General features: G+C 44.7%; 11 protein-coding genes and 1 riboswitch. Of the genes, 4 read left to right on the top strand and 7 right to left on the bottom strand.

Annotated elements, in window-relative coordinates; all coding sequences use genetic code 11:
- The first annotated feature begins 292 nt into the window (after window positions 1-292).
- Both NQ489_RS15775 and NQ489_RS15780 read left to right on the top strand, forming a co-directional pair.
- A complete protein-coding gene (locus NQ489_RS15775; protein WP_021652740.1) occupies window positions 293-508 on the top strand; it encodes a FeoA family protein in 216 nt (71 codons plus the stop codon).
- A gap of 48 nt (window positions 509-556) precedes the next feature.
- Window positions 557-2542 carry a GGDEF domain-containing phosphodiesterase gene (locus NQ489_RS15780; protein WP_021652739.1) on the top strand — a complete coding sequence of 662 codons (1986 nt, stop codon included), beginning with the start codon at window positions 557-559 and terminating at the stop codon, window positions 2540-2542.
- Window positions 2543-2707: 165 nt separating this feature from the next.
- Here NQ489_RS15780 and NQ489_RS15785 read toward each other — a convergent pair whose 3' ends face one another.
- Both NQ489_RS15785 and NQ489_RS15790 read right to left on the bottom strand, forming a co-directional pair.
- Window positions 2708-3736, bottom strand: coding sequence for a zinc-dependent alcohol dehydrogenase (locus NQ489_RS15785; protein WP_015526214.1), 1029 nt, complete (start codon window positions 3734-3736; stop codon window positions 2708-2710).
- 381 nt (window positions 3737-4117) lie between these two features.
- Complete coding sequence (locus tag NQ489_RS15790; RefSeq protein WP_021652736.1) at window positions 4118-5302, bottom strand: SAM-dependent methyltransferase; 1185 nt, start codon at window positions 5300-5302, stop codon at window positions 4118-4120.
- Window positions 5303-5651: 349 nt separating this feature from the next.
- Between NQ489_RS15790 and NQ489_RS15795 the strand changes: the two genes are divergently transcribed.
- Window positions 5652-6173 carry a hypothetical protein gene (locus tag NQ489_RS15795; RefSeq protein ID WP_021652735.1) on the top strand — a complete coding sequence of 174 codons (522 nt, stop codon included), beginning with the start codon at window positions 5652-5654 and terminating at the stop codon, window positions 6171-6173.
- Window positions 6174-6620: 447 nt separating this feature from the next.
- Here the strand turns inward: NQ489_RS15795 and NQ489_RS15800 are convergent, their stop codons facing one another.
- The gene (locus tag NQ489_RS15800) at window positions 6621-7232 is read right to left on the bottom strand and encodes an NUDIX hydrolase (protein WP_021652734.1); all 612 of its coding nucleotides are present in this window, start codon (window positions 7230-7232) and stop codon (window positions 6621-6623) included.
- A 183-nt stretch (window positions 7233-7415) separates the two neighbouring features.
- Here NQ489_RS15800 and NQ489_RS15805 point away from each other — a divergent pair, with 183 nt between their 5' ends.
- The gene (locus NQ489_RS15805; protein ID WP_021652733.1) at window positions 7416-8804 is read left to right on the top strand and encodes an MATE family efflux transporter; all 1389 of its coding nucleotides are present in this window, start codon (window positions 7416-7418) and stop codon (window positions 8802-8804) included.
- 265 nt (window positions 8805-9069) lie between these two features.
- Here the strand turns inward: NQ489_RS15805 and NQ489_RS15810 are convergent, their stop codons facing one another.
- From NQ489_RS15810 to NQ489_RS15825, 4 genes are all read right to left on the bottom strand, one after another.
- Window positions 9070-9705: an ECF transporter S component gene (locus NQ489_RS15810; RefSeq protein WP_022426189.1), complete on the bottom strand. Its 636-nt coding sequence runs from the start codon at window positions 9703-9705 to the stop codon at window positions 9070-9072.
- A gap of 130 nt (window positions 9706-9835) precedes the next feature.
- Window positions 9836-9953: riboswitch (FMN riboswitch) on the bottom strand.
- 110 nt (window positions 9954-10063) lie between these two features.
- Entirely contained in the window at window positions 10064-13240 is a 3177-nt protein-coding gene (locus NQ489_RS15815; RefSeq protein WP_021652731.1) for a fibronectin type III domain-containing protein, read from the bottom strand.
- 295 nt (window positions 13241-13535) lie between these two features.
- A complete protein-coding gene (gene thiC, locus NQ489_RS15820; RefSeq protein WP_022426187.1) occupies window positions 13536-14840 on the bottom strand; it encodes a phosphomethylpyrimidine synthase ThiC in 1305 nt (434 codons plus the stop codon).
- Between the two features lie 475 nt (window positions 14841-15315).
- Window positions 15316-16317, bottom strand: a complete 1002-nt coding sequence (locus tag NQ489_RS15825) for a bile acid:sodium symporter family protein (protein ID WP_021652729.1) — start codon at window positions 16315-16317, stop codon at window positions 15316-15318.

The following is a 16317-nucleotide window of genomic DNA, read 5'->3' on the forward strand; positions in this document are numbered from 1 at the left end:
CTGTATTACGTTTCTAATACATCGTTTTATCTTGTCAGTCGGACTTCCGTATTCTGTCTCATTGTCCGCATCTTTCTCTGACAAATTCCTCTCTGCTCATTTTAGCACAGTTTTTTACAGACGGACAGCCTGCATTTCTGAAAACGTATTTTCACAAACTCTACAATAACTGCTCCTGTCTGTTTTCATTGACACAGATTTTTATTGCGTTATAATGTTAGTTGTAACTAATTTATGGTAACGAATATCTTTTCGTTTTTACTGTTCACACACAACATTTTACGGAGGAACTATGCCACTAAATTTAGCTGATATCAACACTGATTATACGATCCAGAAAATATGTGGAAATGAAGATGACCGCCACCATCTGGAAACTCTGGGATTTATCGAAGGAGCAACCATCCGCATCGTATCTGTTCTTTTCGGTTCGTATATCGTCCGCATCAAAGAAAGCAAGATCGGTATCAATCAGGCTTTTGCCAAAATGATCATCGTGCAGACTTAAAAAAATGTACCCCCTTTATTTATATGAAACAGGAGATTTATTTTATCTATGAAAAAAGAAAAAAGTGTTCTTCATCTCTGCGAAATCACCCTGCTTGCGCTTGTAAGCCTGTTAATTATGGATTTCTATCTTCTGAAGTTTCTTCAGAGTCCGGAAACTTCATACCATCCGATGCTGCGGCTTATGGAGGCAACTCTGGCACTTCTTGTTGCAGCCCTGGCACTTACCCTGATCCAGAGAGAGCTTCTCTCACGTCTTATCATAAATGCATTCCGGGATATCACCGGCGTTCACAACAAAACATCTCTGGAAAAGTTTATTCAGGAGCTGAGCAACCGCCCAAGCACATTCGGTGTTGGCGTAATGATGTTTGACCTGAACAATCTGAAATATGTCAACGACACTTACGGACATGAAAAAGGCGATGAATTTATCCAGACCTTCACCTATTGTCTCACCCGTATCCTGGATTCCGACAGCTTTCTGGCTCGCTACGGCGGCGATGAATTTATCCTGATCCAACAGGATACCAGTCTCTCAGAGCTTCATGAGATGGCTGATAAGCTGTATTCCCTTGTTCAGGAATACAATACACGGACCACACTGCCCTTAAGCTATGCTGTCGGATATGAAGTCAGTTTCCAGAATCACTACTTCATGATGGAGGATCTGATCAACGCTGCAGATAAAAAAATGTATCAGGACAAATCTCTAAAAAAGATCGCAGCTATCAAAAAACTTACTCCTTCTTCCAACTCCGGCAATACCGTGATTCCGGCTATCTCTTCCGAGACTCTTTCTAAAAAAATCCGGCAGATCCAGAAGAATACAGGAAGCTCCCGTGCTATCGCCCTGATTTCCACAGATGTGGAAAATTTTCATTATATTAATGACAAGTACGGATATTCCCTTGGAAATGAGATCCTGAATATTATCTACGAAGAGCTGGCAGGAGCTTCCTTTACTGTCTTTACCACCCGCTTTTTCTCCGATGTATTTGTCAGCATTGTGGATATCACAGACCTTACCAACGAAGCGCTTCTGTCCCGGATCGCAAAACTTGATCAACAGATCAGTCAGCGCATACGTAATACCTACCACGTTAATTTCTTTCGTACAAATTCCGGGATCTGTTTTATCCCGGACGCAAAAATTTCTCCGGAAACCGTACTTTCCTGTGCAAATGTGGCAAGACGGCTTTCCAAAAAAATGATCCCGCCCTGCTGTATCTATTCAAAAGAAATCGATCAACAGGAAAAGATGCAGGCAGAAATCCTCCATTCCTTTCATCTGGCTCTGAAAAATGAAGAATTTCAGATCTATTTCCAGCCCAAAATATCTCCTGCCACCGGAAAGATCTCCAGTGCGGAGATCCTGGTCCGCTGGCTCCGCAATGGAAAAATGCTCTGGTCCCCTGCTGTGTACATTCCATTGTTTGAGCAGAATGGTTTTGTCATCAGCCTGGATTATTATGTTTACGAAAAAGCCTTCCAATGGCTTCAGAAATTTTCCGATCAGCTTCCGACAGATTTCCGCATTTCCCTAAATGTTTCTCCACTGCATTTTGAAGAACCTGAAATTTTTGTCAAAAAGATCCGCGAACTGATCCGCACCTATCATGTAGACACTTTTCGTCTCACCTTTGAGATCACGGAATCCACCTATGTAAACAATACCGAAGCTGTCAACTGTGTGATCCGCGGTCTTAAGCAGCACAACATACAGATTTCCATGGATGATTTCGGCTCCGGATATTCTTCCCTGAATGCCTTAAAGGATCTGCTGTTCAATGAAGTAAAGATCGACCGGAAATTCCTTGGCGATTCCCTTACGGAAAATGCAAAAATTGTTCTTCAGGAGGTATTTCACATGCTGAAACGCATGGGAAAATCCATTGTATGTGAAGGTGTGGAAACAGAAGATATTGCCGAATTTCTGAAAGAAGAAGGCTGCGATGAGATCCAGGGATTTTTGTATTACCGTCCTATGTGTGAGGAAGATTTTGAAAAACTGTTCCATACGCCGACAGCATGATCTTACGCTCCCACACAAACTCTCGTAAAAAAACTCCCGGACAGCCAACATCCGGGAGTTTTTCTTATATTGCTTATATTATCAGCCGTCTTTTCCCGGCAACGATGTCGGAAATGCTGTTCCAATTGCCGTACCGAGCTTGTTTCCAGGAGATACAAATCTTATCTATTTCTCCTGCACATTGATGATAACCTTCATGGTTGTCTCACGGTTCTCATCAATATACTGATAAGCCTTCAGATAATCTGCGAACTTAAATGTCTTTGAGATCAGCGGCTTTAAATGAACCTTCCCCGCATTTACAAGATCAATGGCATCTACATAATCATCATGACGGTACATCATAGTACTCTTGATATCCAGCTCGTGGTCATTGGCAACAGCAAGGTCAACGGTTGCCATATCCGCAAATACCGCTACCAGTACGATCACGCTGCCTTTTCTCGCATACTGGATGGCCTGTCCCATGGTGATGTTATTTCCGGCACAGTCATAGATCACATCTGCCTTATCCGGACCAAACGCCTCTACCAGTGCCTCTCCGAAATTTTTCTCCTTTGTGTTTACACAGATATCAATGCCGCACTCTTTTGCTTTTGCAAGACGAAGGTCACTGACATCCGTGATCATAACCCTGGCTGCCCCCATTCCTTTGGCTGTCTGCGCGACAAGATTTCCGATGGGACCTGCACCGATCACTGTGATGTTCATCCCTTTTACATCGCCCATCTGCTTCACGGCATGGACTGCAACTGCCAGCGGCTCGATCATTGCACCTTCCTCGTAAGACATCTCCTCCGGGATCGGTGTTACCTTAGATGCATCTACTGCAAAGAATTCAGAAGCTGTTCCTGTTGTCTGGAAGCCCATAACCTTCAGTTCCTCGCAGAGATTATATTTTCCATGGCGGCACGGATAGCAATGTCCGCAGTATACCTGAGGCTCAATGGTTACTTTCTGGCCAACCTTAAAGCCTGTCACATTCTTTCCAAGTCCCGTGATCTCACCGGATACTTCGTGTCCCTGCGTTACCGGATATTTTGTAAAAGGATGCTTGCCGTGATATACGTGGATATCTGATCCGCAGATACCAATGTTCATGATCTTAACCAGAACCTGGTCATCTCCCACTTCCGGAACTGGAACCTCTCTGAAAATAATCTCTCCTGGATTTGTCATTACCTGCTGAAGCATCTTATTCTCCTCCTTTAATTTCTTTCTATTGTATATCATCTTTTATTAATTATTTTATTAAAGTAATTACATTATTATTCTTTTCTCCTGATCTGTCAAGATAGTTTTCTATGATTCTGCTTATTGAACAAGTTTGCAGCTTTGTTTTTATGCACATTCCATAATTATCGGTAAACGGAATAGTCAAGCGAATATTCGCAATACGCTTCGCTACTTGCTCATGACCGAATAACTCCTTCGCGGTTTATCGGTTAAAAAACAAAGCCTGCGGATTCAGCATTTCTGTAATCATATGCTGAATCCACAGGCTCCTTATACGCTTTAATAAATAGTTTTATAGAAGTATGATATTCCTTTCCGGCAGGTTTGTAAAGGCTTTTATCAATACCAGCGTGTCATCGGCAGATCATTATTCACACCCTTGGTCATAAGAATCTGGTGAAGATCGATAATTCCGTTGTGGAAGGTTGCCGCACATGCTGACAGGTACAGATCCCACATACGCAGGAACTCTTCGTCAAACATAGTCTTTTCTTTTTCAATATTGTCCCGGAAATTCTTTTCCCAGTGAAGCAATGTCTTATTGTAATGCAGACGGAGATTTTCGATATCCAGGGTATGGAAATTGTCCTCTGCCATATGGTTCAGGATCTCACGTAAGCTCGGAACAGTTCCGCCCGGGAAAATATATTTCTTGACCCACGGGTCACCCGGATGCTCCTTCAGAGCACTGATAAAGTGAAGCAGAAACAGTCCGCCCGGCTTCAGAACCTTTTCCACACAATCAAGAAACAGCTGATAATTATCACGTCCAACATGCTCCAGCATACCGACACTGACAACACGGTCAAACTGATACTCCTTCTTCGGCAGATCACGGTAATCCATCAGCTCTACCGTAAGATAATCTTCCAGACCCTGGTCCTTGATCCGTCTCTGAAATTCTGCATACTGTTCATGACTTAAAGTAATACCGGTACCATGAACCTTATATTTCTTAGCTGCCTCGATCAGCAGAAAGCCCCAGCCACAGCCGATATCCAGAAGACTCATACCCTCTTCCAGATGTAATTTCTTAAGGATATAATCAACTTTATTTACCTGTGCCTGATACAACGTATCATCCTCATGGATAAAATACCCACAGGAATAACTCATAGTCTCATCCAGCCAAAGTTTATAAAAATCATTTCCAATATCATAATGGCTGGTTACTTCCTTTTCCTGATTCTTCTTTGATGTTGAACTGAACATGATCTTTTTCAGAGCAGATTCATTGGTAGAAAATTTTCCCATCTGACCCAGAAAATGATCCAGCGCTTCATAAAGATTTCCCTCGATATCCAGATCCCCACGCATATACGCCTCACCCAGTGCAAGGGATGTGCTCTTTATCAGATCCGCCAGAGGAATCGCTTTCTTAAAATTCACCGTAAATGTAGGTTCACCCTCTCCGATGTGATACTCGGAATTCTTGAACTTTACCAGAAATGGATAATCTGTAAAGCGTTCAAGGAACTGTACCATTGCTTTCTCTTCCGTCTTCTCCTGTAATGTCTCAAACATAATAGTCTACCTCCTTTAACACAGCACTATGATACACCCGGAGGAAGGCTTTATGTCAAGGGAGATATACAACAAAATTTTATCAATAAAATGAGAATATTTGTTAAAACTCTTCCTTATAATTATTTATAGTTATCCAAATTAACTTGATATTTAAAGTCCACATTTAACCCAGCCCTCAAAAGCACTGACATTTTCAAAACATAATCGTTAATTATATATCATTTCCCGGTAATCATCTTTGTATTTTACGCATTTTTTATTGCTTTATATACAATTCAGACTTATAATAAAAGATACAAAAAAAAGAGCGAAAACCATATAAAAATCCAACACTGGAGGGAACCTTATGAACGAAGAACTTTTTAATGAAGCATCAAAATCCAACATCCTGTCAAAACAGCTGGTCGATCAACTTCAGGAAAGCATGACCTACAGCAGCATCTCCTTCATCAACTGGACCATCGAAGTCCTCAAGCTCCTGAAAGCCCGCATCGAACGCGGCGACAAGATCAAAGATGAGACCACCGGCGTGATCTACGATCTCTACACCTTCCGCCAATTTGTAGAAACCAACTTCTCCACCTACATCACCGGCCAGGTCTTCAACACCTCCATCCGGTCCCAGAAAATCTACTTCACCCTGGAAGCCTGCCCAGGCGGCTACAACCTCCTCATGGCAGACTCCGGCAACGAAAAAACCTACCGCTGGATCTCCAGCTTAAGCAAACGCTTCTCCCTGGTAGAAATGATCGCCACCGGAATCGTCTACGTCAAAGACAACCGTACCGACACCTACCAGCCATTTATCTCCGAAAACGGCAAATACTGCAAATACAACAAAGACCTAGGAAAACTCACAGAGCTCTGACCAAAACGGGGAATCCGCAACCGCAGATTCCCCGTTTTTCTCATCCATCCAGCGCAGCGCCGATGACCCATTCCCCTCTTCAAGCCACAGGGAATCTCAGCCTTTCCTCCCAGCCGTCCAGCGTAGCGCTGACGGCTCATCCAACTCCCGTCATACCACCCCACTAGCAACACTCCCCACGAGATTTAACACGTCTCACGGCCAATGCACAGCCAGTGAGGGGCTTCTTTCCAGACTGACTCTGCAGGAGGGGAGCTGATTCTTAGGTGGCGGAAATCTGCGTTGCTTCAAAAAATCTCGCTGTTTGAGCGGCTTCAGACGCGAGTTCGAGATTTTTGAAGCGCTTTTAGCAGAATTCCGGCACCTTAGAAGCCAGCTCCCGACGAAGCCCCAGCCTGGAAAGAAGCCCCTCACTGGCGTCCCCTTCCGCCATATAACTACCTCCGTTTAAATCTCCCCAAGAAATCCAAACACCTCCTCATCCTCAAGAAAATGCATCAGCATATAAGCACACATGATCGCAACCCTCTCCTCCTTCAGGATCCTCCTGACCTCATCCCGGTCCGCGATCACAACCTCGATCTCCTCACTATCCTCCTGAGCAGCCTTACTAACCTCACCACTGGCATACCCATAAACCGTAGCACAGGATTCATCCGTCATCCCAATCGTCGTAAAATAAGGCTTCTCAAAAGCCTCCGCAACCTTGATCGGCTCCAGCTTCAACCCGGTCTCCTCAAACATCTCCCGCACAGCACCCTCATGGAAATCCTCCCCAGGCTCCACAAGCCCCGCCGGAAACTCATAAATATACCCGCCGATCGTATACCGATACTGACGGATCAGCACAACCTTATCCCGCTTCTCTCCATAAACACTGTAAATGATCACCCCATCCGGATGATTCTCCCCTGTAGAAAGCTTCATATCCTCCACACTCTTCGCCCTGGAGGCCACAAAATAAGAAACCGGCGTATCATGTATACTGGTCGCATCCACCCCATAAAGATTCACGAACTTATTATCTGTAAGTTTTTTCACACTGTTGATCTTACCCATCTTAAAAACTCCTTCCCGAAAATTTTTTCTAAAAACATTTTATCCCATCCAAAACCAAAGGTCAATTTTTTATACTTACACTCACCTCACAATAGTGCTATAATAAATATCCTGCTATAAAATTAAAAATTTACTTATCACATTACCAAACAGCTACTGCAGACAAGAAAGAAGGAAAAAACATTGAAAAACCAGACCAATGCTACCCAGGCCGAAAACCCTCTGGGAACCGCCCCTGTAGGCAGCCTGATCGCCAAATTCGCCATTCCCGCCATCATCAGCATGCTGGTCAGCGCTCTGTACAATATCGTTGACCAGATCTTTATCGGACAGGGCGTAGGAATGCTTGGAAACGCCGCCACAAATATCGCATTTCCCGTAACCATTATCTCTACTGCTGCTGCACTGCTCCTGGGAATCGGCAGTGCCTCCAATTACAACCTGGAAATGGGCGCAGGAAACGAAAAAAAAGCCAGCTCTATTGCAGGAACCGGACTCTCCGCGCTGATAATCTCCGGTACGATACTCTCTGTCATCGTCCTTCTGTTCCTGAAGCCACTGCTTCATTTTTTCGGCGGAACACCGGACGTCATGCCCTATGCCATTGATTACATGGGGATCACCGCCATTGGACTTCCCTTTTATGTTTTAAGCACAGGCGGCAACCACCTGATCCGAGCAGACAGGAGTCCTACCTATTCCATGACCTGCATCCTGGCCGGTGCCGCCATCAACACCATCCTAGACCCGCTTTTCATCTTTGGATTCGGCTGGGGCATCAAAGGTGCAGCCTGGGCAACCGTGATCGGCCAGATCGTATCCGGACTTCTGATCATCTTTTATTTTTCCAGACTCCGGAAAATGTACCTGGACCACTCCATGCTGATTCCTAAGGCACGCAATCTGTCTGCCATTTTTTCTCTGGGAATGGCATCCTGTATCAATCAGGTTGCCATTGCTGCAGTGCAGATCGTCATGAACAATACACTTCGCCATTACGGAGCACTCTCCGCTTACGGAAGTGATATTCCGATTGCCTGTGCAGGGATCATTTCCAAAGTCAATCAGGTATTTATGGCCATCTGCATCGGAATCTCCCAGGGCTCCCAGCCCATCTGGGGATTTAACTACGGCGCCGAAAAATACAGCCGTGTACGCCAGACATACCGCTATTCCGTAACCTTATGTACTGTGATCGCAACCATATTTTTTATCTGCTTCCAGTTCTTCCCGCATCAGATCGTAGGCATCTTCGGAAACGGCAGCGACCTGTACTTTCATTTTGCAGAAAAATATCTCCGCATCTTCATGCTGATGACCTTTGCCAACGGGATCCAGCCTATGTCCGCCGGCTTTTTTACCTCCATTGGAAAAGCCAGGCTTGGTGTGATCATGTCCCTCACAAGGCAGGTGCTCTTCCTGCTGCCGCTGATCGTCATCTTCCCGGTCTTCTTCGGAATCGATGGCGTCATGTACGCAGGACCAATTGCAGATACCTCTGCATTTGTGCTGGCCGTTGTTTTTGCCAGACGTGAGCTTGGAGTCATGAAAACTGCAGAACAAAACGCCTGACACAAGAAAGAATCCTGCTTGCAGGATTCTCCGCCTGCGACGGGTCGCTTCAGCGACATTATTCCTCTCCGTCGCAGTGCGATCCTGCCCGGAGGGCTTTTTTATGTTATAGGAACATTACGGAGTAATTTCCTATAACATAAAAAATGCCATGTAATTTACTGCCCATCGGCAATATATTACATGGCATTTCTCACATTCTCAGATATTTATCTGAAACCACCATTTTCTGATCTTTCCATCATCCTCCGGCAGCTGCTTATGATCAGTCACCCTTCAGTACAACACGGATCTTCTTATAAATTACAAATACGATCAGAGATGTCAGTGCATATTTAAAGATATTAAACGGAGCAATGATCAGCAATGCAAAGGTAAGCAGTCCGTTTACGGAGCTGTGTACTGCGCTTCCCATCTGGATAAAGGTCTCGATTGGCATTCCAAAAGCCTTACCGTAAGCCGGAAGCAGTACAAAGGCATTGACAAAGCATGCAAGGATCGCCGTCAGAACTGTTCCTGCTGCCATACCTGCAACTGCATGTACTCTGCTCTTTTTGTGACGGAAACGATAGATCAGGCCGGCCGGTACCACATAGGCACATCCAAACAGGAAGTTGGCAACATCACCAACACCGGCAGTCATGGTTCCCTTAGTCACAAGATGTACGAGAATCTTCACAAGCTCGATCAGGATACCTGCTACAGGTCCCATAGCGAAGGTTCCTACCATAACCGGTACCTCGGAAAAATCAAGCTGATAAAAAGACGGTGCAAGAAACGGGATCGGAAACTCAAGATTCATCAATACTCCTGCCACAGCACCAAGCATGGCTACCTGCGCGATGGTTCTTGTTCTGCTTCTTTCCACAGCATTTCCTCTCTGTAATATCTGTTCACTCATAACTCTCTCTCCTTCTTCAGAAATATTCAAAGAAAATTTCCACAAGAAATCTTTATGCGAAAAAAATTTCTTCACATAAAAAGCCCCGGGAGCTTCTTCCCGGGGCACTGAGCACGTTCTTTAAATACTGCGCGTTCTTCTCTCATCCAGACTTTACTGTCGGTTCCGGAATTTCACCAGATCAGCCGCCAAAGCGGGTCGCGGACTATACCGCCGGTAGGGAATCACACCCTGCCCCGAAGAAATTTTCTTTTTTATGAGTTCATTATAACGCGCTCTTTTTATAATTACAAGCCTTAATTCTGTCACAGAAGCATTCTGCTCCATTTATATAAATCTAAGATCCACTCCTTTATGATCAAACCCGGATTTTCTTTACCGTACTCCAGCTACTGTAAAGAACCTTTTTTCCGACTCTTTTATATGACCGGATGCGGACATAATAGGTCTTTTTGTTTTTCAGTCCTGATATCTTATATCTGATCGCAGACTGTTTTCCAACTGTGACCGTTTTTCTTTCTTTTATAAATCTGCTGTCTGCTGCATACTGGATCTGATAGCCGGTTGCCTGTATATTTTTTTTCCAGCTTGCAGTAAAGGATCTGTTTGCTTTTTTCAGTCCTGTCAGCAGAGTTTTTGGAGGCAGGATCTTAAAGGTAAGCGTTTTGTTGATACGACTGTATTTTCCGGTCCCTCTGACCTGCACAGTTCCAATTCCGGAATTTTTATTATTTTTGTAATACAGCTTATAAGCACTCGAACCGATCTTCTTTCCATTTACAGTTACGGTTACTGATGGCCGGATGGTTTTTCCCGTATAAGTGTAAGAGGTTCTGTTTAGCTTAACATTGCTGACAAACTTTTCTGTCTTTTTTATGATCTTGAAATGAATGGTTGCGGTACCTTTATAATAACCGGTACCATAAATGGTTACCGTTGCAACACCCGGATACTGATTATCCTCGTAGTACATATAATAATCTTCGCCGGCTTTCAATCCGGGGATTACGATGGCAGGTGTGAGTTCTTTTCCTGTATATGTCTGATCAGCTATTGGATCCGCAGCCGGTAGTTTTCCGTAAATAGTAAAATATAATGTTTCCGATCCTTTATAATTGCCGATTCCCGTGAGCTCTGCACGAGCTTCACCAGGCTTTTCATTATTAACATAGGTTACCGTATAATCTTTTCCCTGTACCAGTCCGTCAATTACCACTTCCGGTTCCACTTTTTTTCCTTTAAAGGTGGTTTCCAGGTATGTTTCATTATTTTCCGCAAAATAGCACACATACATTCCATTTTCATCTGGCGTAATCTTGAAACTCCGCTCTACTGTACCGCAGAAAATATCTTTTCCCGTGATCTTTACAGTCGCAGTTCCTGCATTGATGTTATTTTCATAAGTTACTTCATAATCGGAGCCCTGCTCAAGTTCCGGTGCGGATTCACTGGATTCTATTTCAGGTTCATGGCTTTTTCCATTATATTCATATTCTGGAGTGATCTGTTCAAACCATTCATTCTGAAGCGGTATCCGGTTGTCTGCTGACAGCTCCACAAACATGTAGCCACGGTCCTCTGCGTATTTCTGAAGTGTAGAATCCTTTTTTCCCGCGATCAGTGCTGAATCCCTGAACGCATCATCCGCCCAGATAGTATCTGTGCTCAGTACTCTTATCCTGCACTCGGAAGACAGACGAAGTCCATTTTTCCCAACTGATTTTACAGATGCGGGAATTATAATATCGCGGATCCCTGAACTGCTCTGGAATGCATATTCACCGATTTCTTCCAAGCCTTCGTTTAGGACAGCTTTCGTAAGCGACGAACAGTTTCCGAATGCACCTTCTCCAAGGCTTCTGACACTTCCCGGAACTGTTATGGAAGAAACATTTACACAGTAATAAAAAGCATAGTCTCCCACGCTTACAGTTCCATCCGGGATCTGGTAATCTCCGGAACGTCCGGACGGAAACACGATCAGTTTTGTGCCATCCTTGCTGAATACCACTCCGTCTTTTTCAGAAAAATACGGATTTTCCGGATCTACTTTAATTTCTGTCAGACTGGACTCAGACAAGCCCTCCACAAAAGCAGCCAGCCCTATAGATGACACATTTGGGGGAATCGTAACAGATTTCAATTTCTCACAGTTGTAAAAAGCATTCTTTTCGATGGTTGTAAGCGAATCCGGCAAAGTAACAGACTCTATATCAGAAGCCTGGGTGCAATACTGGAAGGTACTGTTTCCAAGAACCGTTACTTTTCTTCCGTCAATAGTATCCGGAACTACGATATTTGTATCTGTCCCTTCATACTGATACAGCCTGAGTGTTCCATCATTCAGGATCTCATAAGAATAGTCATAGTCCATTTTGGACAATTCATAATGTCTGGGGGCATTTCCCGTATATCCACAGTCAACCAGATATCTTTCGCCGTCAATGATGACTACGGAGTTCCTGTGACCGCTTCCCGCCCCCGGATCATTTGCCGCATACCTTGCATACACGGTCAGTCCCAGTTTTTCGCACATATAGTTCACTGCGCTGGTATTGGCCCAGCAGTCTCCGCCGCCATCCAGCATCAGGCCTGTATAGCCGGAATGATACTGACTGTAATTAAAGTTGTTGGCAAGCCATCTGGCGATTGTCTCAACCTTTTTATAATCGGACATTTCCGCAGTAATATTTTCTTTGAGGAATGTATCCATTTTTTGTTCTGCGTAATACTCCGCATAATCTTTGAGTATGAATTTATAATAAACGGTACTATTTCCATCCTGTACAGAGATCAGGGTCTCTCCAAACATGTATTCCCACTGGCTCTTTACGTCATTTCCGTTTTTGTCTACATAGGTTACATACTGCATTTTAGGAGTAACAAGACCGGTTTCGCTGACTTTCGCAGTATAACCGGAAACAACCGTATATACCGGATTTTTGCCGGATGTCTGGATCTGATAAGATGTCTGCATGGTATCCGGCATGGAGATCACACTGCTGTAGGTATCATTCATCGCATACAGATATATTTCTGTGCTCTCTACATCTGTTTCTTTTTCGGAAGTGCCTGCTGCCGGAATATCATCTGTGAATATATCTTCCTGCTGCTCCTGGTTTTCTCCGTCACCAAAAATTTCTTCCGGTGCCGCAGCCTCCTCTGTATCCTCTGTTCCTTCTGCTTTTCTGATGACCGCCGAAGGTTCTTCCAGAATTAATCCTTCATCAGAATCCTGTTGTATTTCCTCACTCTCTGAGCTTTCAGCTTCATCCGTTTCCGTTCCGATATCTGATCCCGGAAACTCTTCTTCTGTAATCTGATCTGTGCTCACGGCAGTATTTTCTTCCGTGATCTGATCTGTGTTTACGGTATTTTCTGATTCCTCAGAATTCCCATCATCTGTAAAAGTATCAATGGCGTCTGTCATATCCGTCTGTGCGTCTGTAAAATCTTCGGCCGCCACCGGTCCGCATGGAACAACAGACATACATAATGACAGACCAAATGCTATCAATTTTTTCGGAAATTTCATTTCGTACCTTTCCTTCCTTTTTATGTAAACCGTTTATATGTAAGTCCTGTTTTTATTATAACGCGGCCCTGTCTTTTCGCAAGCTGCAATAATGTCCCCTACTCTGCAAAAAAACCGCTGTGATCTTCATTTTAGATCACAGCGGTTTATGTTTTATTATCGGAACATCAGACTTTCCACAATTTCAGCATTACTGTTCTTTCCATATCCGCATTCAATCAACCAGTTTTCTGGCTGGATACTGCCAACACCACGTTCTACTGTGATGCTGCATGCTCATATGCATTCTGTATTCTTACAGAATATCGATATGCTCTCCTGCAAGTGCCTTGTTCATGCTTCGTACTGCGCAGAATTTACCGCACATGGAGCAGGTATCATCATGCTCCGGTTTGCGCTCGTTCCAGATACGTTTTGCTGTTTCCGGATCCATGGCGCATTCCCACTGTGCCTCCCAGTCAAGCTTTCTTCTGGCATCTGCCATCTTGTCATCGATCTCACGGGCACCGCGGACACCTTTGGCAATGTCTGCTGCATGAGCTGCGATCTTAGATGCCATGATTCCCTGTTTTACGTCCTCAAGATTCGGAAGCGCAAGGTGCTCTGCCGGTGTTACATAGCAGAGGAATGCTGCTCCGGACATAGCAGCTACTGCTCCGCCGATCGCGGATGTGATGTGGTCATATCCCGGTGCAACGTCAGTTACGATAGGTCCTAATACATAGAACGGTGCACCCTGACAGATGGACTGCTGTACTTTCATATTTGCCTCAACCTGATCAAGCGGCACATGTCCCGGTCCCTCGACCATTACCTGGACGTCTTTTTCCCATGCACGTTTGGTCAGCTCGCCAAGACGTACAAGCTCCTCGATCTGGCATACATCTGTTGCATCAGCCAGACATCCAGGACGGCAGGCATCTCCAAGGGAGATGGTCACATCATACTCGCGGCAGATATCCAGGATCTCGTCGTAATATTCATAGAACGGATTCTCCTCACCGGTCATGCACATCCATGCAAATACAAGAGATCCTCCTCTGGAAACGATATTCATTTTTCTCTTGTGATTACGGATCTGATCGATGGTCTTTCTTGTGATTCCACAGTGAAGAGTTACAAAGTCAACACCATCCTGTGCATGGAGTCTTACTACATCGATAAAATCCTTGGCTGTCAGTGTATCAAGATCTCTCTGATAGTGGATAACGGAATCATAAACCGGAACGGTTCCGATCATTGCCGGACACTCGGATGTCAGCTTGCGGCGGAACGGAATGGTATTTCCGTGGGAAGAAAGATCCATGATAGCATGGGCGCCCATGTTTACAGCTTCCATTACTTTCTGCATCTCTACATCGTAGTCCTTGCAGTCTCTGGATACACCAAGGTTTACATTGATCTTGGTGCGGAGCATGGAACCTACGCCCTCCGGATCGATACATTTGTGATTTTTATTTGCACAGATTGCCACCTTACCGGAGGCTACCAGCGGAAGCAGTTCCTCTGTTGTCATGCGTTCCTTCTTAGCTACGATCTCAAGCTCAGGTGTGATGATGCCTTTACGGGCTGCCTCCATCTGTGTACTGTAATTTCTCATGTAAAAAAAATCTCCTTCCATAAATTCTTTGTGTTTATACAACAAAAAACCGGCTGCTGCAACGCATACGCATCACGGCAACCGGCTCTTACTCTTACGTACTTAATGAAAATCTTCTGTACTTCTGATCTCTTCTGTACTCTCTGATCTTCTGTGTCTTTAAGAATCCTTCGTGCATATGTCCCTACGTTGGCATTATCCAAATCAGGTTATGGGTCAAGACATTTACAGTCTACTCTCAGCTCGCTTCAGCGGGCCCCCCTGTTTTCATATGTTGGGGACGTTTGTTCGTCCATGTGGTTATTATAGTATACCGGCTAAAATTTGTAAACCACAATTCTGCATTTTATGACTTTTTCTTTCGACATAATCTGCCATTTTATCTCTCAAACTCCCCGGGATCTTTCTTTACAGACATTCTTCCACAGCTTTGCTGTTCCCCGTCAGGAGGATATCCGCAATCCGCATTTACTGCTTATTGCTTTTCGCAATTACAGCAGTCGATTTCCCTGATCCGGTCAAGCTCTGCAAGGTTTTCTGCACCTGCACGGCGGATCCCCGCAAAAATGGAGCCCGCAATATTGTGCCATACACTGAAGATCGCGCCCGGAAGTGTTGCAAGCGGATTGGCTGCAAAATTAGCTGCTGCCAGTGAGACAGCAAGGCCACTGTTCTGCATGCCTACCTCTATAGCTATAGCAGTTGTTCTGGAATACTCCATATGGAAGATTTTTGCAGCCAGAAATCCCAGCATCATACCACAGAAATTGTGGATCGCCACTACTCCAAGCACCAGAACTCCACAGCTTACGATCTTCTCTGCATTTACAGCTACAATTCCTCCGATGATCATAACAATAGCTACAACCGACACCAGCGGCATAACATCGGATACCTTATCCACATGCTCTCCCGCAAGACTCCGAAGAAAAACTCCCAGGAGAACCGGGATCAGAATTACCTTTACCACAGAGATCACCATAGCCCAGAAGGATACTTCCACCCAGGTTCCTGCCAGAACATATACAAGAAACGGTGTCATCAACGGTGCTGCCAGTGTGGAAACTATAGTCATTCCCACAGAAAGCGCCACATCACCTCCTGCGATATAGGTGATCACATTGCTGGCTGTTCCGCCCGGACAGCATCCCACCAGGATCACTCCCAGTGCCAGATCTGCCGGAAGGTTCATCACTTTACACAGAAGCCAGGCGATCACCGGCATAATGGTATACTGAGCCACTGCACCGATCACCACTTCTTTGGGTCTGGAAAAAATTGCCCGGAAGTCATCCAGTTTTATGGTCAGACCCATACCAAACATGATCACTCCCAGAAATACAGACGTATAGTTCGTCATCCAGGAAAATCCGTCACGCCAGAAAAAAGCCAGGCATGAAAAAGCAATGATAATGATCCCGATATATCTGGATGCAAGGCTGCTGATAATTCCGATTTTCTTTAAAACTTTCCCCAT

Source organism: Blautia sp. KLE_1732_HM_1032 (assembly GCF_025147905.1).
Taxonomy (GTDB): Bacteria; Bacillota; Clostridia; order Lachnospirales; family Lachnospiraceae; genus Blautia_A; species Blautia_A fusiformis.

What these genes read in the sequence shown, in the direction of transcription:
- NQ489_RS15775 (WP_021652740.1), top strand. Translation starts at nt 293, where the DNA reads ATGCCACTAAATTTAGCTGATATCAACACTGATTATACGATCCAGAAA.
- NQ489_RS15780 (WP_021652739.1), top strand. Translation starts at nt 557, where the DNA reads ATGAAAAAAGAAAAAAGTGTTCTTCATCTCTGCGAAATCACCCTGCTT.
- NQ489_RS15785 (WP_015526214.1), bottom strand. Translation starts at nt 3,736, where the DNA reads ATGCTTCAGCAGGTAATGACAAATCCAGGAGAGATTATTTTCAGAGAG.
- NQ489_RS15790 (WP_021652736.1), bottom strand. Translation starts at nt 5,302, where the DNA reads ATGTTTGAGACATTACAGGAGAAGACGGAAGAGAAAGCAATGGTACAG.
- NQ489_RS15795 (WP_021652735.1), top strand. Translation starts at nt 5,652, where the DNA reads ATGAACGAAGAACTTTTTAATGAAGCATCAAAATCCAACATCCTGTCA.
- NQ489_RS15800 (WP_021652734.1), bottom strand. Translation starts at nt 7,232, where the DNA reads ATGGGTAAGATCAACAGTGTGAAAAAACTTACAGATAATAAGTTCGTG.
- NQ489_RS15810 (WP_022426189.1), bottom strand. Translation starts at nt 9,705, where the DNA reads ATGAGTGAACAGATATTACAGAGAGGAAATGCTGTGGAAAGAAGCAGA.
- NQ489_RS15815 (WP_021652731.1), bottom strand. Translation starts at nt 13,240, where the DNA reads ATGAAATTTCCGAAAAAATTGATAGCATTTGGTCTGTCATTATGTATG.
- thiC (WP_022426187.1), bottom strand. Translation starts at nt 14,840, where the DNA reads ATGAGAAATTACAGTACACAGATGGAGGCAGCCCGTAAAGGCATCATC.
- NQ489_RS15825 (WP_021652729.1), bottom strand. Translation starts at nt 16,317, where the DNA reads ATGGGGAAAGTTTTAAAGAAAATCGGAATTATCAGCAGCCTTGCATCC.